Source organism: Lysinibacillus sp. RC79, assembly GCF_041262405.1.
Lineage (GTDB): Bacteria > Bacillota > Bacilli > Bacillales_A > Planococcaceae > Lysinibacillus.
Genome location: NZ_JBGCCD010000003.1, coordinates 65,848 through 83,068, shown reverse-complemented (window position 1 = coordinate 83,068; position 17,221 = coordinate 65,848). Strand labels below are relative to the sequence as shown.

Annotated in this window: 16 protein-coding genes; all 16 read left to right on the top strand. The window is 38.5% G+C overall.

Features of this window, described 5'->3' with window-relative positions:
- Window positions 1-2 precede the first annotated feature (2 nt).
- The 16 genes from ABH968_RS04155 to mutS all read left to right on the top strand — a co-directional run bounded on the left by ABH968_RS04155 (window position 3) and on the right by mutS (window position 17,211).
- Window positions 3-758: a lantibiotic immunity ABC transporter MutG family permease subunit gene (locus ABH968_RS04155; protein ID WP_370042784.1), complete on the top strand. Its 756-nt coding sequence runs from the start codon at window positions 3-5 to the stop codon at window positions 756-758.
- Between the two features lie 22 nt (window positions 759-780).
- Complete coding sequence (locus ABH968_RS04150; protein ID WP_370042783.1) at window positions 781-1,443, top strand: response regulator transcription factor; 663 nt, start codon at window positions 781-783, stop codon at window positions 1,441-1,443.
- Entirely contained in the window at window positions 1,431-2,807 is a 1,377-nt protein-coding gene (locus ABH968_RS04145; RefSeq protein WP_370042782.1) for a sensor histidine kinase, read from the top strand. Before ABH968_RS04150 ends, ABH968_RS04145 begins: the two co-directional genes overlap by 13 nt.
- 498 nt (window positions 2,808-3,305) lie before the next feature.
- Window positions 3,306-3,677: a 2-oxoglutarate ferredoxin oxidoreductase subunit beta gene (locus tag ABH968_RS04140; RefSeq protein WP_370042781.1), complete on the top strand. Its 372-nt coding sequence runs from the start codon at window positions 3,306-3,308 to the stop codon at window positions 3,675-3,677.
- Window positions 3,678-3,926: 249 nt separating this feature from the next.
- The gene (locus ABH968_RS04135) at window positions 3,927-5,015 is read left to right on the top strand and encodes an ABC transporter substrate-binding protein (RefSeq protein WP_370042780.1); all 1,089 of its coding nucleotides are present in this window, start codon (window positions 3,927-3,929) and stop codon (window positions 5,013-5,015) included.
- On the top strand, window positions 5,005-5,841 hold the full coding sequence (locus ABH968_RS04130) for an alkaline phosphatase family protein (protein WP_370042779.1): 837 nt from the start codon (window positions 5,005-5,007) through the stop codon (window positions 5,839-5,841). Before ABH968_RS04135 ends, ABH968_RS04130 begins: the two co-directional genes overlap by 11 nt.
- Before the next feature lie 411 nt (window positions 5,842-6,252).
- Window positions 6,253-7,095 carry an ABC transporter permease gene (locus ABH968_RS04125; protein WP_370042778.1) on the top strand — a complete coding sequence of 281 codons (843 nt, stop codon included), beginning with the start codon at window positions 6,253-6,255 and terminating at the stop codon, window positions 7,093-7,095.
- Entirely contained in the window at window positions 7,095-7,880 is a 786-nt protein-coding gene (locus ABH968_RS04120; RefSeq protein WP_370042777.1) for an ABC transporter permease, read from the top strand. Before ABH968_RS04125 ends, ABH968_RS04120 begins: the two co-directional genes overlap by 1 nt.
- A complete protein-coding gene (locus ABH968_RS04115) occupies window positions 7,877-8,878 on the top strand; it encodes an ABC transporter ATP-binding protein (RefSeq protein ID WP_370042776.1) in 1,002 nt (333 codons plus the stop codon). Before ABH968_RS04120 ends, ABH968_RS04115 begins: the two co-directional genes overlap by 4 nt.
- Window positions 8,875-9,660: a DeoR/GlpR family DNA-binding transcription regulator gene (locus ABH968_RS04110; RefSeq protein WP_370042775.1), complete on the top strand. Its 786-nt coding sequence runs from the start codon at window positions 8,875-8,877 to the stop codon at window positions 9,658-9,660. The genes ABH968_RS04115 and ABH968_RS04110 overlap by 4 nt, the downstream gene beginning before the upstream one ends.
- Entirely contained in the window at window positions 9,657-10,664 is a 1,008-nt protein-coding gene (locus tag ABH968_RS04105; RefSeq protein ID WP_370042774.1) for a histidinol phosphate phosphatase domain-containing protein, read from the top strand. The genes ABH968_RS04110 and ABH968_RS04105 overlap by 4 nt, the downstream gene beginning before the upstream one ends.
- Before the next feature lie 77 nt (window positions 10,665-10,741).
- Complete coding sequence (locus tag ABH968_RS04100; RefSeq protein WP_370042773.1) at window positions 10,742-10,975, top strand: hypothetical protein; 234 nt, start codon at window positions 10,742-10,744, stop codon at window positions 10,973-10,975.
- A gap of 202 nt (window positions 10,976-11,177) precedes the next feature.
- The gene (miaB, locus tag ABH968_RS04095; RefSeq protein WP_370042772.1) at window positions 11,178-12,722 is read left to right on the top strand and encodes a tRNA (N6-isopentenyl adenosine(37)-C2)-methylthiotransferase MiaB; all 1,545 of its coding nucleotides are present in this window, start codon (window positions 11,178-11,180) and stop codon (window positions 12,720-12,722) included.
- Window positions 12,723-13,160: a YlbF/YmcA family competence regulator gene (locus ABH968_RS04090; protein ID WP_370042771.1), complete on the top strand. Its 438-nt coding sequence runs from the start codon at window positions 12,723-12,725 to the stop codon at window positions 13,158-13,160. It begins immediately after the preceding gene.
- Window positions 13,161-13,897: 737 nt separating this feature from the next.
- On the top strand, window positions 13,898-14,512 hold the full coding sequence (gene cotE / locus ABH968_RS04085) for an outer spore coat protein CotE (protein ID WP_370042770.1): 615 nt from the start codon (window positions 13,898-13,900) through the stop codon (window positions 14,510-14,512).
- A 119-nt stretch (window positions 14,513-14,631) separates the two neighbouring features.
- Window positions 14,632-17,211 (top strand): DNA mismatch repair protein MutS, encoded by a 2,580-nt coding sequence (gene mutS, locus ABH968_RS04080; protein ID WP_370042769.1) that lies wholly within the window; start codon window positions 14,632-14,634, stop codon window positions 17,209-17,211.
- Window positions 17,212-17,221 lie beyond the last annotated feature (10 nt).

Below are 17,221 nucleotides of genomic sequence, written 5' to 3'. Positions count from 1 at the left end.
ATATGGTAATGTTAAGATTACTTAGAGCAGAGTTTCTTAAAACAAAAAGAACGCCCTTTTTGCTCACACATCTAATTGTACCAATTATTATTTCAGGGATGTTTTTAGCATACTATACTTATTCACCATGGGGTTTCAATGATAGGGTTACGGCTTATCTTCAAGCAGTAGCATGCGGGTTTCCAATTATTATTGGATTAGTTTGTGCAATGGCAGCGGAGCAAGAAGCAAATGCAGGACATTTTCAGGAGATGCTAACAGCTACTAAAACAAAAATAGTGGCCTATTTAAGCAAGTTGCTACTGTTATTGTTATTTAGTTTTGGAGCAATATTACTGTCCTTTGGTATTTTTAGTGTTGGTTTTATTGAACTTTTGCATGAAGATACTTTTGGTTATCAATTTTATTTAATAGCTGGATGTATTCTATTTGTAAGCTTTGCATTTTTATATATTTTACATTTTTTTGTTAGTCTTCATTTTGGTAAAGGTGCCTCAATCGGATTAGGTATTGTGGAGTCACTTTTAGTAGCCTTACTACTCACTGGACTAGGTGATGGTATTTGGTCATTTATACCTTATGGTTGGGGTGGTCACTTTGTTTCATTATGGGCAATGAAGGCGTCAGGGGTTGACTTATCGACAGTGGAAATAGGACTACAGGAAGGTATTATTGCTTCAGTTTGCGGAACTTTACTTGCATTAGTCCTATCTTGTTTATGGTTCTGGAAATGGGAAGGAAGAAAATCAGAAAGTTAGGATAAATGATGAGGGTAGAAATATGGCAAAAATATTAGCAGTAGATGATGAAAAAGATATTTTAGTATTGATAAAAAATGCATTACTAAAAGACGAACATTTAGTAACGGCAGTATCTAATGCGACAGAAGTCAGTAAAATGGATCTAGGTGCCTTTGATTTAATTTTACTGGATGTAATGATGCCCGAAATAGACGGATTTACTTTATGTGGTCAAATACGACATGCGGTAGATTGTCCAATCCTTTTTTTAACGGCTAAATCATTGGAGGAGGATCTAATGTATGGTCTAGGTCTTGGCGCAGATGATTATATAATCAAGCCGTTTGGAATTGGCGAGCTACGTGCAAGAGTGAATGCGCATTTGAGACGCGAAAAAAGAGAAAGACGTAGTATCCTTTTTGTAGATAACGTTCACTTCAATCTATCTGGCAAAGAGCTATTTGTAAATGAGGAAAAGGTAATGCTGACAAAAAGTGAATATGAAATATGCGAATATCTAGCTCGAAATAGAGGACAGGTGTTTTCTAAAGAAAAGATTTATGAAACTATTTTTGGGTTTGATGGGAAAAGTGACAGTACTGCTATTACTGAGCATATTAAAAATATTCGATCAAAGCTACATACCTTTAATATTGACGCCATAGATACTGTTTGGGGGATTGGATATAAATGGAGACAATGAGGCCCAATAAAGGAACACGTTTACATACTTTTTTTCTTCGATATCTCCTTTTCCTATGTATAGGCACTATTCTTTTAGTAGTACTACTGTTTAGTTTATTTTTCTTTTCTTTTTCTGCCAACATCGTTTTGCCAGCAAATTATGCAGAAAGTCAGATTTCATTATCAAAGGATCGAATTGCGTCTAGTAGTTCGGTTACAGCTGATATTATCCCAGACCTTGTTGACTACGCTGTCTTTTCTAAAGATGGACAATTTCTTGCAGGGAATCTTTCAGAAAAGGAAGCTTTTAAAGCTTGGGATGTAATGAAAAAAGGGGAAACTGGCTCCCAATTTTACTCGTTTATAGAGCGAGAAAATGAGATTTGTATATTACGATATTATTTAGTACCCCAGTATCGCTCTGTAATTTTAAGAAAATATTTGCCTAATCCGCAACTATTAGTATTTCTATTGTTTATTATTGGGATAATAGCTTATGCAACTGTTCTTGCTATCCATTTTGGCAGAAGTTTAAAGAAAAAAATGTTTGGCTTGCAAGAAGCGATTGAAAAAATACAAGATCAAAATTTGGATTTTACGATTAACCCTTCAGGAATTCGTGAAATAGATGATATATCGATATCTCTTGAGCAGATGAGAGAGGCCTTAAACACCTCGTTAAAACAGCAATGGGAAATAGAGCAGATACGTAGAGAACAAATTTCTGCTCTTGCCCACGATCTGAAAACACCTCTTACAATTATTCGGGGAAATGCAGAGCTTTTACAGGATACAGTTCAAGATGATAGTCAAAGAGAATATAATGACTATATTTTGAAAAATACAATGGAAATAGAAAAATTCACGAAAGAGCTAATTGATTTATCGAAAATGGAGAAAAATATCGTTCGTGAAAAAACGAATGTTAAAACGGATGCATTTATGACAGAAGTAGAAGATCAAATGAAAGCTCTTTCGTTGGAGAAAAAGCTTCAAGTAGATGTCCAAAAGGAGATGCTCCCTGCATGTATGTTGATCGATGAAGAGCAGTTCTATCGAGCGATTTTAAATGTCATTGCCAATGCTGTAGAGCACACACCTGAAAACGGAGAGGTGACATTAACTGTTCAAAGCGCTGCTGACTTTATTCAGTTTACCGTTACCGATAGCGGCTGTGGATTTTCTCCGAGAGATTTAAATGAGGCTACCAAACAGTTTTATCGCGGAGATCCAAGCAGAAATGCAGGAAATCACCATGGGATGGGACTTTATATTGCTCAATCAATTGTTCAGAGTCATGGTGGCACACTGCTAATTGGCAATGATTTAACAGGTGGAGGAAAAGTAACTATAACAATCCCAATCATTTTAGACTTTGCGTAATTGTTTCTGCTGTTACTTTGCTTTCGCACAGATATAAATTATTTAAAATGCGGTGAATTATTTACTGATCGAAGGATTTTTTGCTGATAATTTACTTATGCCTTTTGGTACGGAAATTAGCTTCTTCTATGAAGTTCAATAATATAACATTGGATTAAAATGTATACCATGAATATGAGTTGATTGGAGTGGAGGCTGGGCGACTCCTTGGGGATCAGCGGCTCATCGGACGCCCCCAGGAAGCTTTGCTCTGCGCGAAAGCGAAGCGTCAGCGACAAAGCGCCCAGCCGGAACGGAAATCAACCCCACGCTATGATGACGAGCCTTTAATTAATAAAAATGGTTGGTTAACACACCTGATAAAATATCTTGAGAAAAGAATGATTATGGCAAATTTGCTAATAACATTCTTTTTGTTTTGGTAAATGGAAAAAATGGGGAGTGTTTCGGGCAATAGTATTGTAAAAAATGCTACAATAAAAGAAAAAAGAAGAGGCGATGCACGTGGATAACGTCATTGATTTTATTGCAAAGAAAAGAGAACGTGAAGAAAGACAACGTGCCCAGGAATTAGAAAGGTATGTTGCGACACAATGTAATTTTCAGCAACCAGAAAATATTGATGCGCTTGTTGACGGAAAAGTGATTGAGGTCAAGGACCATACGTTGTTTTTAGGTTTTCTCTCGATATTAAAAGATGAAAAAATTGAACCACTTGATATTTTTCAGGATGTTTTTACATTAGAACCTGCTCGTTTTGAGATGTCCTACAATATGAGATGGTGGTCAGTTGTACAGCTTGCCTTTACATTTTTAACAATTTTAAAGGAAAACGAGCCACATACATATGCAGATTTTCTTGGTTTATAAAATTAATCTAGGGTGTGTGCACGTCTTGGAAAGCTACATAAACGTGCGCATACAGAACTAGATTCCTACTAACTCCTCTAAAAATTTTACAATCCCCCTTCAATTAATAATTGTTCATAGATTTTCATAATTCCTTAATAATTTTTACTGAATATTTTAACGTCCTCCATACTTGCTTAATGTTTGTTTCCTAACATAAGTGTTGTAAGGCAAATGAAAACAAACATAAACAAATGGAGGTTCCAACTCATGGCAATTCAAAAGTTGTGGAAGAAAGGTCTAATCGGAGCATTAGCAATTTCAATGTTGGCAGCTTGTTCTGACGGTTCATCTGGTTCGAATGAAGTGAAAAGTGATTTGACACTTGAAGAGATAACGAAAAAGGCAAAAGAAGAAGGAACTGTAAATTCTGTCGGTATGCCAGATACATGGGCTAACTGGGTAGAGACTTGGGGAGATTTTGGTACTGAATATAGCCTCAAGCATAAGGATACAGACATGTCGAGCGCTGAGGAACTAGCAAAGTTTGAGGCAGAAAAGGATGATGCCACTGCGGATATAGGTGACGTCGGAATTGCCTTTGGACCGATTGCCAAGGACAAAGGTTTAACATTACCGTACAAAACATCTTATTGGGATGAAATACCTGACTGGGCAAAGGATGATGAAGGACATTGGATCGTGGGTTACACTGGAACCATTTCATTTTTAACTGATAAAAACAACGTCAAAAATGCCCCGAAATCTTGGGAGGACATTAAAAACGGAAATTACACTGTCAGCATTGGTGATGCTTTAACAGCAAATCAAGCACAGTTTGCTATTTTAGCAGCTGCTATGGCATTTGGTGGCGATGAATCAAATATTCAACCAGGAATAGACTTTTTTGCAGACTTAGCAAAACAAGGGCGTTTAAAAGGAGATCCAACTGTAGCGAATTTAGAAAAAGGCGAAATTGACGTAGCTATCTTATGGGATTTTAATGCACTTGGATATCGCCACCAAATTGATGAGAAACGTTTTGATGTCGTCATTCCATCAGAAGGCTCTGTAACATCAGGCTATGCAACGATCATTAATAAATACGCCAAAAATCCTTATGCAGCAATGCTTGCTCGTGAATATATTTTATCAGATGCAGGGCAAGAAAATTTAGCGAAGGGTTATGCTCGTCCAATTCGTGACAAGGTTCAATTGTCTCAGGATGTTCAGAAGCTATTATTACCTGCGGACATGTACAAAAATGCACAGCCAGTAAAAGACCAAAAGAAATGGGAAGAAACAACAAAGCAAATTCCACAACTCTATCAGGAGCAGGTATTAATTCATGGAAAATAATAAAGTTGTCTTAATTGTTGTCGATGCACTTCGCTTTGATACAGCCTGTACCCATATGGGATTTATGCACCATTTAGTTGAACGTAAGATTGCAGCACGCTACAAGGTTTGCTCAGAGGTCCCGTCACTATCAAGGCCTTTATATGAAACGATTTTAACGGGGACACCACCCATTGTACATGGAGTAACGAGCAATATGACAGTGCGTTTATCCACGCAAAATAGTCTATTTCATTTAGCAAAAGAAAACGGTCTTTCTACAGCAGCAGCAGCCTATTATTGGGTTAGTGAGCTATACAATCGTGCACCATTTGTGCATATGGAGGACAGGTTACAATTAGATACTCAATTGCTGATTGAGAATGGCTTGTTCTACTTTGAGGATCACTATCCAGACAGTCATTTATTTGCTGAGGCTGCTTGGCTTATGGATAATAAGCAACCCGACTTCTTATATATTCATCCGATGAATGTAGATGATGATGGTCATAAATTTACAGCTGACTCGGCACAATATCGAAATCGTGTTTTAGCAGTTGATGCTTTATTATCTTTATTTATCCCAAAATGTCTTGCGCAGGGCTATGAAGTTATCGTGACAGCTGATCATGGGATGACGAGTGATGGCAATCATGGAGGCACAACAGCTGAGGATCGCCATGTGCCCATGTTTGTTATTTCGAATCACGTTAAAGCAGGCATTAAGGATGAGATTGTATCACAGTTACAAATTGCTCCGCTGTGCTGTCATTTATTGAATATCGAACCTTCTGATGAAATGGTTCCGCTGTTATTAGAGGGGATGCATTCATTAAAAAAGGTTTAATATCATTATTTATTCAGACTTTGAAGATTTATCGGAACAAAATCACGTTTTATCGGAACAATTTTAGCATTTATCGGAACAAAATCTCATTTTATCGGAATATTTTCTCGTTTTATCGGAACAATTTCAGTTTTTATCAACTATGGGCGACTCCATGGGGATTAGCGGCTCATCGGACGCCCCCAGGAAGCTTTGCTCTGCGCGAAAGCGAAGCGTCAGCGACAAATGTTTTATCTGTGCGAAAGCGAAGCGTCAGCAACAAATGTTTTATCTGTGCGAAAGCGAAGCGTCAGCAACAAAGCGCCCAGCCGGAACGGAAATCAACTCACACGTTTTGGTGATGAGCCTTCTAATTAATATAAATGATTAATCAATACTAATCTAAATGGCCGCTATTAAATATAGAAAGAAGTGATTGTTTTGATTTCGAAGCGGCAAACAGTTGCCTGGCTTTCTCCTTTTCTAGTACTTGTCCTGTTATTTTTCTTAGTACCGTTACTGTATATGCTAATCACAAGCTTTCAAAATAGTGATGGTTTTACACTTGCACAATATCAATCTGTACTAACGAATGATTACATTTTACAAGGCTTTAAAAATAGTATTACACTGTCCGTTATTTCGGCAGTCATTGCCTTAATCGTTACCTTATTTGCGGTTTATGCGATTATGAGATTTTCTGAGCCAGTGCGTGAAAAGATTTTAATACTGACAAACTTAACATCAAATTTTTCAGGTATTCCGTTAGCATTTGCGTTTATCGTATTACTTGGCAATAGTGGGCTCTTTACATTGCTATTTGATAAATGGGGAATTGGCACATTATCGTCCTTTTCTCTCTATAGCTGGGGTGGTTTGTTACTGATTTATATTTATTTTCAGCTACCATTAGCATTAATGCTTTTATACCCAATTTATGATGGAATTCAGCAACAATGGAAGGAAGCTGCGGCACTACTTGGAGCTTCTACTTGGCAGTTTTGGATGAAGATTGGGATCCCTGTTATGCTTCCAGGGATTGTTGGAACATTTAGCGTATTGTTTGCCAATGCAATGGGTGCGTATGCCTCAGCCTATGCGCTAACTAGCAGTAATTACAATTTAGTAGCCATTCGTATTGGTTCTCTTATTAAGGGAGATATTTTTGCCCAACCAGAGCTGGCAAGTGCTATTGCCGTAATACTAGCAGTAACGATGGTGACGGCGATGCTATTGAGTGAATGGAGCATTTCAAAAACAAGGAGGAAATTATAGTGAAAAAAAGAGGCTTTGCAGATTTATTTTTCCTCCTGTTAGTGATGTATTTAGTGTTGCCAGTTGTTGCAACAATGCTTTATGCCTTTGCGACGAATTGGAATAAAACCATTTTGCCAGAAGGATTAACATTTAAATGGCTTGCTACATTATTTCAGGATGCCGAATTTATACAGGCGTTTGGACGTTCTGTTTTATTGTCGGGTGGAGCTGTAATGATCGCATTGCTCGTTATCGTACCGGCCATATTCGTAATCGTGTTGTATTTTCCAAAATACGAAAAATGGATTCAGATGGCTGTTGTGATGGTGTATTCATTTCCAGGAGTTATTTTAGCAGTCGGACTCATTCGTGTTTACAGTAAATTTGGTGTGCCGATGATTTTAGTAGTTTTAGGGGCCTATGTTATCGGTATCCTACCATACATTTACCAAGGGACACGCAATAGTTTGCGAAATGTAGATGCACGGCAGCTTTTAGATGCAGCACAATTACTGGGAGCATCAAAATTGCAGGCATGTACCAAAATATTGTTACCTACTGTTTACCCAGGTTTATTTGCTGGTGCATTATTATCGTTTTCCGTGCTTTTTGGAGAATTTGTACTTATTAATCTTGTCGTCGGTTCTCGCTTTGAAACAGTGCAAATTTATTTAATGAAGAAGCTTAGTACAAGTGGACATATTGCTAGTGCAGTTGTCTTTATTTATATCGTTCTTATGGGCTTATTAACGTTCGCTATTGCAACATTAACGAAACGATCGAAAGGTGCTACAAATCTATGAGTTATATTGTGATTGAAGGGCTTCATAAAAAATATGGATCAACGACGGTTTTATCAAATATAGATATGAAGATTGAAAAAGGTGAATTTATAACTCTTTTAGGTCCGAGTGGCTGTGGTAAGAGTACCATTTTACGTATTTTAGCAGGCTTAACAGATGCATCTGCAGGAAAAATTATCATTGAAGGTAAGGATATGATTGGTGTTCAATCAAAGGATCGTCAGGTTGGTATGGTGTTTCAATCATATGCTCTATTCCCAAATATGACGGTGAAGGAAAATGTAGCCTTTGGTTTACGCATGCAAAAAGTAAATACTGCTGAAGTGGACCAACGTGTTCAAGAAATGCTTGAGATCGTGCATTTAAGTGAAAAAGCCAACTCATATCCGAAAGAATTATCTGGCGGTCAGCAGCAACGTGTTGCCCTTGCTCGTGCTTTAATTGTGCGTCCAAAGGTATTGCTGTTAGATGAGCCGCTCAGTGCGCTCGATGCCCAAATTCGTAAGAAACTTCAAGCTGACTTAAGAGCTATCCAACAAAAGCTAGGTATCACGATGATTTTAGTTACGCATGACCAAGAGGAAGCGATGGCTGTTTCCGACAGAATATTTGTTATGAATAATGGAATGATTGCACAAAGTGGAACACCTACTGCGATTTATACAAGCCCTGAAAGTGAATTTATCGCTAATTTTATTGGACATTACAATGTCTTTACGCGTCAAGCTCTAGAGAAAATGATTGGCGAGACATTGCCAAAAGAATACTCAAAATTTGCGATTCGACCAGAAGCGATTCATCTCAATCAGAGACAGGGGGATGTTTGTATTACTGGAGAGGCGAAGCAGTCATTAATGAGTGGCAATGTTATCCGAACAACGTTAGAGGGAGAATGTCTCTTTACGATGGAGCAGCTACACCAACGAGGGCATTCGTTTGAGTTGGGTAAGAAATATATGTGTTATGTAGCGAAAGAAGATGTGATTGCATTATCATGACCTATGCAAAAATTGAACGCTTCGAATTTATTTTAAAACAGTTAGAGGTTGATGGGAAAATTGTTGTTGCCAATATTGCAGAAGAATTACAAGTGGCACCAGAAACGATTCGTAGAGATTTTGATGAGCTAGAACAACAGCATTTATTAACGAGAGTACACGGAGGAGCTGTAAAGTATACGAACGTTAGAAATGAACCAGCATTTTTGAGGAAACTTCAAATGCAAAAAGAGGCTAAACGCAATATCGCTCGTTTAGCAGCTAGACGTATATGTGACGGGGATACAATTGTGGTTGATACAGGCACAACGACGGTGCATATTGCAGATTTTTTATTAGCAGTCAATGATATAACTGTCGTAACCAATTCGATCGCTGCAGCTGTACAATTTAATTTGGCTATAGAAGAGCGGCGGATGACGGGGAAGGTCATATTACTTGGAGGAACGACAAATCCAAGGCAATCCTCAGTAACAGGAGCTATGACATTAGAATTATTAGGAAATATGAATTTTGATAAAGCATTTATATCGTGTGGTGGTATAAGTGAAGGTATCGTATTCGATTATGATTTGGATGAATCGTTAATTTCTAAAAAAATGCTTGATCGTAGCAAGATGAACTTTTTATTAGCGGATGCATTTAAAATAAATGGTACGTCTTTTTATCAAATATGTCACATAGAAGAGTACTCAGAAATTCTTTGTGATATAGCTTGTCCATTGGAGTGGCAAGCGTATGAGGAAAAGTGGACAGTATGCAATGGAGGGAAATGCGGATGATTGATTATCATGTACATTTAGAGGAGGGCCCATATTCATTTCGTTGGCTAGAGCGCACTTCTCAGGCAATTAGATTTTTTAATGAAGATGAAGGAATAGCAAAAGGTTCTAAAGCATTTATAGAGTTGCAAATGCAGCAGTTATCAAAGCGATTACAGAATGGCTGTTATAGTGAAGAATGGTTAGATTTATATTTACAACAAGCAAAGCAGCTCGGTTTGCGCGAGGTTGGAATTGTGGACCATCTATATCGTTTCAAGGAGACGCGAGCATACTTTGAACGTTATATGCAGTTAGATGACAATGAAGTTGGTAGAGCTCAGCGTTACTGGCTTGATCGTGTGATGACGGAAAGCATGGATGATTTTGTGTTAGCTATTAATCGAGCAAAGGAAAAGTGGAGTCGTCATGGTATTTCCTTAAAGCTTGGCATCGAGGCAGATTATTTTGTCGGCGGTGAGGAAGAATTAGCATCTTTATTGGAAGGATATCAATGGGATTATGTTATCGGATCTGTCCATTTTGTGGATGGCTGGGGCTTTGATAACCCTCAAACACAATACATTTTTGAGGATATGGACGCCGCAGCTTTACAGGAAAACTTTGCACGATTTTTTGCCACAGTAGAAAAAATGATCCTCTCGAATATGTTTGATTTTGTGGCACATTTGGACAACTTTAAAGTGTTTGACTATCAAGTGAAGGATACGGCTTTTCTTGATTCGTGGTATGAAAGAATTGCTAAGGCACTTGTGACAACACAAACTGCCACTGAAATAAATGCCGGCTTATATTATCGCTATCCAGTAAAGGAAATGTGCCCTGGCCCCCGTTTCTTGCAAATATTAATTGAACATGGTGTAGCCTTTACAGTTTCCTCAGATGCGCATTTCCCAGACGATTTAGGCAAACACACCTTTGCGAATACAGAGTTACTAAAAAGCTATGGCATTCAATCAATTATTGGGTTTGATCAACGCAAAAAACAGTATATAGAACTATAATAAATGTCGCCGTTGATGGATATCTTCGGTGATTTTTTATTTTAAGGAAAAAGTGGTGGATGGGCTTCGGAGAGGTCATGGATTGGTTGAGCAAAGTGACGGAAAGAGCTGGCAGAGCGACGAATAGAAAAGGCAAATTGGATAGAACCGTCAAAGTGGTGGAAAGAAGAGCCAAAGTGACGGAAGGAACTGTCAAAGCGACGGAAAGCCCCGGCAGAGCGACGGAAAGAAACGTCCAAGCGACGGAAGGAACTGTCGAAGTGATGGATAGAATTCAAAGCGGCGGAAAGAAACGTCCAAGCGACGGATAAAACCATCAAACCGACGGAAAGCCCCCGCAAAACTGGCAACCTCCCATCAACCTAACGAAAATATTCATCTAGCTAAGAGTAATTAAGTCTAAACCGCGACATTTAGTACGCAAACCTTGTAGGATGTTGCAATTATTCAGTATAATAGTAAAATGGGATTTCAAATGTATGGAATTCGTTTGAAAGGAGTTACCTGATTGCGATGAATGAAGAACAACGCTTAGCTAATCAACAAGTCAATCAACCAAAAAAAGAAGACAAGCCTGAAAAGGATTATAGTAAATATTTTGAAACGGTCTTTACGGCACCTTCATTAAAAGATGCTAAAAAGCGTGGGAAAGAAGATGTTAAGTACCATAAGGACTTTAACATTGCAGAAGAGTTTGCAGGTATGGGCACAGGGCGTACTTTTTATATTCGTACGTATGGCTGTCAAATGAATGAGCATGATACGGAAATTATGGCTGGGATATTTATGCAGCTAGGGTATACGCCTACAGATGTAATTGACGAAGCTGACGTCGTACTACTGAATACGTGTGCCATCCGTGAAAATGCAGAAAATAAAGTATTTGGAGAACTTGGCTTCCTGCTAAAATATAAACGTAAAAATCCAGAAATGCTGATTGGGGTTTGTGGCTGTATGTCACAGGAAGAATCCGTTGTCAATAAAATTTTAAGAAGTTATCCACATGTCGATATGGTGTTTGGTACACATAATATTCACCGTTTACCGAACATTTTAAAAGAAGCATATATGTCTAAGGAAATGGTCATTGAGGTTTGGTCTAAAGAAGGCGATGTTATTGAGAATCTGCCGAAAAAACGTCTTGGCTCCATCAAAGCTTGGGTAAATATTATGTACGGCTGTGATAAATTCTGTACGTATTGTATTGTACCTTATACGCGTGGTAAGGAGCGTAGCCGCCGTCCAGAGGAAATCATTGCTGAAGTTCGTGAACTAGCGGCTGCGGGCTATAAAGAAATTATGCTATTAGGACAAAATGTCAACGCTTACGGTAAGGATTTTGAGGATATTGAATATCGACTTGGTGATTTGATGGATGAATTACGAAAAATTGATATCCCACGCATTCGTTTTACAACGAGTCATCCACGTGACTTTGATGATCATTTAATCGAAGTTCTTGCACAACGTGGTAATTTAGTTGAACATATTCATTTACCAGTACAATCTGGTTCAAATGATGTGCTAAAAATTATGGCGCGTAAGTATACGCGTGAGCATTTCCTTGGATTAGTAGCAAAAATTAAAGCGGCTATTCCGGAAGTAACACTAACGACTGATATTATCGTAGGCTATCCTAATGAAACAGAAGAACAATTTGAGGAGACATTATCCTTGTACCGTGAAGTAGGCTTTGAAATGGCCTTTACTTATATTTATTCTCCTCGTGAGGGTACACCTGCTGCCAAAATGGTGGATAATGTACCTGAAGAAGTGAAAAAAGAACGACTTCACCGTTTAAATGAGGTTGTAGGGGAATACTCTCGAAAATCATTAGAGAGCTTGAAGGGTGAAATAGTAGAAGTCTTAGTCGAAGGTACAAGTAAAAAACGCGAGGATGTTTTAGCTGGCTATACTCGTAAAAATCGTCTTGTCAACTTTAAAGCGCCAGCAGATCTAATTGGTCAATTAGTGAAGGTAAAAATAGTTGAGGCTACTTCTTATTCACTAAGTGGTGAGTTCGTAGAAGTAGTAAAAAATGAAAAGGTGGAAGCGTAAATGTCACAAGTATTATATACAAAAGATGATTTAATCAAGAAGTCACACGAAATTGCGCATATGATTGCCAATACGCCAGAAGTTGAATTTTTCAAAAAGGCAGAAGCACAAATTAATGAAAACCAACAAGTACGTGAGCGTATTGCAAGTCTAAAAAGTCTACAAAAGCAAGCTGTTAACTTCCAACACTTAGGGAAAGAAAAAGCGCTTAAATTAATTGAAGATAAAATCGAAAAAATCGAAGAAGAAATCAACGCGATCCCAGTGGTTCAACAATTTAAAGAATCTCAAGGTGATGTAAATGATTTATTGCAATTAGTTTCGAACACAATTGCTAACAATGTTACAAATGAGATTGTTCGCTCAACTGGTGGAGATGTACTTCGTGGAGAAACTGGCTCATACGTAGCCAATACAACACCAGGCAGCTGCTCATAAACATAATAGAAGTAATAGCTCGAATGAATTTCATTCGGGCTTTTCCTATTTTCGAAAAAAAGTCGACGAATCTTTGTGAATGTTGTGGTGCTTTAGATGAGGGTGGTTACATTCCAGGCTACTCGCTTTCAGTGTGGGAAGCTTTGTTCTGCGACGAAAACACTCGAGTAACCTTCCGCTCGAATCAACGATAGCGTGGAACTTTTATAAATTTTTTACATTTCAAAAGAACACGCTACGGCTACTCACCATAATTGAACGGAAAAGACTTATAACAATGACGGGATAATACGCTTTCGCACAAAAAACGTTTCTGAAGTTTCATTTTTTCACTAAAATTAGAACGATTTGCCAGAAGATACATGCTATGTGAAGTGGTTGATTGGAGTGGAGGCTGGGCGACTCCTTGGGGATTAGCGTCACAGATGAGACCCTGGAGCGAGCATCGCGAGTGAAGCGGCTCATCGGACGCCCCCAGGAAAGCGCCCAGCCGGAACGGAAATCAACCCCTCGTTTTGCTGAAGGATACTTTAGGACACCTTAATTTCATTGACATTATAGTTTTTCAACAATTTGAAACGCTCGAATGATGTAATTTGGGCTATTTTTATGTGTTATTCTTCAATATTCATAGAAATTAGCGTGTTTCAGACAACATACTATGAAAAATGAATTTTTCCTTAATTCGATTCAAAAAATATATGTTCACCCAATAGGCGCTACCTGCATATGATGGAGTGAAAAGAGTCGAAGGAGGAATTGCGCTGAAACGTTTACGACAAATCGTGACGAGAGCAGTAGTTGCCAAAGGGAAGAAGAGAACGGAAGAACGTGTAACATTAAGTCCATCAAATAAGCCGACGAGTATTCTCGGTTGCTGGGTCATCAATCATACTTGTTCCGCGAAAAAAGTCGGTAAATTTGTAGAAGTATCAGGGAAATTTGATGTCAATGTATGGTATGCCTATAGTAGTCATTCGAAAACAGCAGTGTTTTCTGAAACGGTGCACTATAAAGACAAAGTGAAGCTTTCTTTTAGAGATGGTGAAGTGAGTGTTGGTGATGATGTTCGTGTACGTGTCATTCAAGAACCAAACTGCGTAGAGGCAATCATCTCTCCATGCGGTACGAAATTTGAAATCGTAGTAGAACGTGAAGTCGTTGTAGAAGTAATGGGAGAAACGACGATTTGCATTAGTGTACATCCACTAGATTTCGAAGAGGAATGGAACTTTGATGAGAGCTCATCCTCGTCTTCATCTAGCTCCAGTTCCAGCTCATCGTCTAGCTCAAGTGAAGAAGGTAGGTATGTTTTAGAGTCCTCATCGTTTCCTGATGAAAGACCAAGATAATACTAAAGATTTTATACATGCGAAGCGCTAGCATCTTAAAAAAGGTGAATTAAGCGTTTCGCATGTATCTTTTGTTATAATAAAAATATCTAAATGGTTAGAGCGAGGGAATTATTAAAATGACAACATATACACCAATGATGCAACAGTATTTGCAGGTAAAGGAAGATTACAAGGATGCCTTTTTGTTTTTTAGATTAGGCGATTTTTATGAGATGTTTTTTGAGGACGCTATTAATGCCTCTCAACTTTTAGAAATTACATTAACGAGCCGGGATGCGGGTGCAAAAGAGCGTATTCCAATGTGTGGCGTTCCGCATCATTCGGCAAGAAATTATATTGAAACTCTTGTGCAAAAGGGCTATAAGGTTGCAATTTGTGAGCAAACAGAAGATCCAAAGCAAGCAAAAGGTGTAGTGAGGCGTGAAGTCGTACAGCTTATTACACCGGGTACGATCATGGAAGGTAAGTCGCTCGATGGTAAAACCAATCATTTTATTGGTGCTGCGGAGCAATTCGACGATACGACATATGGCTACGCTTATTTAGACTTATCTACAGGTGAAGCAGTAGCCTCCCAGATTGAGGGCGACGGTAAAGCACTTTTATTGCAAATGCAGGCATATGGTATTCGTGAATTAATTGTAACGGAAAGTTTGCAACTTCTATTAGCAGAGCATGCAGTAAACGCGGGTATCGTCCTTTCTATTGAAACAGATGAAATGACGTTGGATAAAGCTGCACATTATTTAGATGCGGTGCCAAATGATTTACAGATGGCTTGCCTTCGTTTGCTAGCTTATATCGATAAAACACAAATGCGTTCATTATCACATATTCAAGCATTTACCTACAATGAAATGAAAAATTATCTACGCATTGACTCTAGCTCTAAGCGTAATTTAGAGCTTATTCAATCTATTCGTGGAGGCGATCAAAAGGGCACACTCTTATGGTTGTTAGATGACACAGTGACAGCAATGGGGGGACGAAAGTTAAAGCAATGGTTACACCAACCTCTTGCTTCACATTCTGCCATTGAAGCGAGACTAGCAACCGTCACTGATTTATTGGAGGAGTATTTTGTTAGAACGGAGCTACAAGCCTCTTTAAAACAAGTATATGATTTAGAGCGTTTAGCTGGGCGTGTAGCTTTTGGTAATGTTGGAGGACGTGATTTAGCACAGCTACGTGATTCATTACGTCAAGTACCTGCCATTCAGCAGCAATTACTTGGTGCCAATAAAGAAACATTGCAAAAGCTAGGCGCTGCACTTGATACGTGTGCGGATGTAGAGGCGCTATTAGCTCGTGCTATTACAGACAATCCGCCAATTACTATTAAAGAGGGTGACGTCATTCGAGATGGCTATGATGAGCGATTAGATGAGCTACGTTATGCTTCTCGTAATGGGAAGGATTGGATTGCACAGCTAGAGCAAGAGGAACGGATAAAAACAGGCATTAAAAACTTAAAAATCGGTTACAATCGAATTTTCGGCTACTATATTGAAATTACGAAATCTAATATCCATTTAGCTGATTTAACACGCTATGAACGTAAACAAACTTTGGCAAATGCCGAGCGTTATATTACACAAGAGCTTAAAGAAAAAGAAGCATTAATTTTAAATGCTGAGGAAGAAAGTTTAACGTTAGAGTATAACTTATTTGTGGCAATACGTGATGAATTAAAGGTGTTTATTCCACGTGTCCAAGCTTTAGCGGCAAGCATTAGTGAGCTAGATGTGCTATTAAGCTTTGCAAGTGTTTCAGAGAAATATCGTTTTACAAAGCCTGAGTTTCATGGTGGACGTTCGTTAGAAATTATTGAAGGGCGCCATCCGGTTGTAGAGAAAATGCTCAATAAGCAAATGTATGTACCAAACGATTGTGTACTTGAGGAAAATAACAATATGATGCTTATTACTGGTCCGAATATGTCCGGTAAAAGTACGTATATGCGTCAGGTTGCACTAATTGTTGTCATGGCACAAATGGGCTGTTATGTGCCTGCAGAAAAAGCTAGATTACCAATTACAGATCAGATCTTTACACGCATCGGTGCAGCAGATGATTTAGCTGCGGGACAATCAACATTTATGGTGGAGATGTTAGAATCTCAGCACGCGATTACGCATGCTACAAAAAATAGTTTAATGCTGTTTGACGAAATTGGTCGTGGGACATCTACTTATGATGGCATGAGTCTTGCTCAATCCATGATGGAATACATCCATGACAAGATTGGAGCAAACACTCTATTTTCAACTCACTATCATGAATTGACGGCACTTGAAAAGGAGCTTCCTCGACTGAAAAATGTACACGTATCTGCTACTGAAAAAAATGGCACGGTTGTCTTTTTGCATAAGGTGAAAAAAGGAGCTGCCGATAAATCTTACGGAATTCATGTAGCACAGCTTGCACAATTGCCAGAGGAAATTTTAACAAGAGCACAAGTGCTACTTGAAAACTTCGAGGCTGGAAATGAAGCTGGAAACGAAGTAGCCGTGGTACAAGAAGTTGTTGAAAAGCCACTGCAAATGTCACTATTTACGGAGGAAGAACCAGTCTCTCCAGCAGAGACAGAGGTGCTTAAAAACCTAGAAAAAGTAAATATTCTGGGTACTTCACCAATGCAAGCGATGAATATTTTATACGAACTACAGCAGCAACTAGTAAATGCAAAAAAGTAAAGGAGTGATG

Bases quoted from the DNA above. Each gene is read 5' to 3' on its own strand.
- ABH968_RS04155 (WP_370042784.1), top strand. From the start codon at position 3: ATGGTAATGTTAAGATTACTTAGAGCAGAGTTTCTTAAAACAAAAAGA.
- ABH968_RS04150 (WP_370042783.1), top strand. From the start codon at position 781: ATGGCAAAAATATTAGCAGTAGATGATGAAAAAGATATTTTAGTATTG.
- ABH968_RS04145 (WP_370042782.1), top strand. From the start codon at position 1,431: ATGGAGACAATGAGGCCCAATAAAGGAACACGTTTACATACTTTTTTT.
- ABH968_RS04140 (WP_370042781.1), top strand. From the start codon at position 3,306: ATGCACGTGGATAACGTCATTGATTTTATTGCAAAGAAAAGAGAACGT.
- ABH968_RS04135 (WP_370042780.1), top strand. From the start codon at position 3,927: ATGGCAATTCAAAAGTTGTGGAAGAAAGGTCTAATCGGAGCATTAGCA.
- ABH968_RS04130 (WP_370042779.1), top strand. From the start codon at position 5,005: ATGGAAAATAATAAAGTTGTCTTAATTGTTGTCGATGCACTTCGCTTT.
- ABH968_RS04115 (WP_370042776.1), top strand. From the start codon at position 7,877: ATGAGTTATATTGTGATTGAAGGGCTTCATAAAAAATATGGATCAACG.
- ABH968_RS04110 (WP_370042775.1), top strand. From the start codon at position 8,875: ATGACCTATGCAAAAATTGAACGCTTCGAATTTATTTTAAAACAGTTA.
- ABH968_RS04105 (WP_370042774.1), top strand. From the start codon at position 9,657: ATGATTGATTATCATGTACATTTAGAGGAGGGCCCATATTCATTTCGT.
- ABH968_RS04100 (WP_370042773.1), top strand. From the start codon at position 10,742: ATGGATTGGTTGAGCAAAGTGACGGAAAGAGCTGGCAGAGCGACGAAT.
- miaB (WP_370042772.1), top strand. From the start codon at position 11,178: ATGAATGAAGAACAACGCTTAGCTAATCAACAAGTCAATCAACCAAAA.
- ABH968_RS04090 (WP_370042771.1), top strand. From the start codon at position 12,723: ATGTCACAAGTATTATATACAAAAGATGATTTAATCAAGAAGTCACAC.
- mutS (WP_370042769.1), top strand. From the start codon at position 14,632: ATGACAACATATACACCAATGATGCAACAGTATTTGCAGGTAAAGGAA.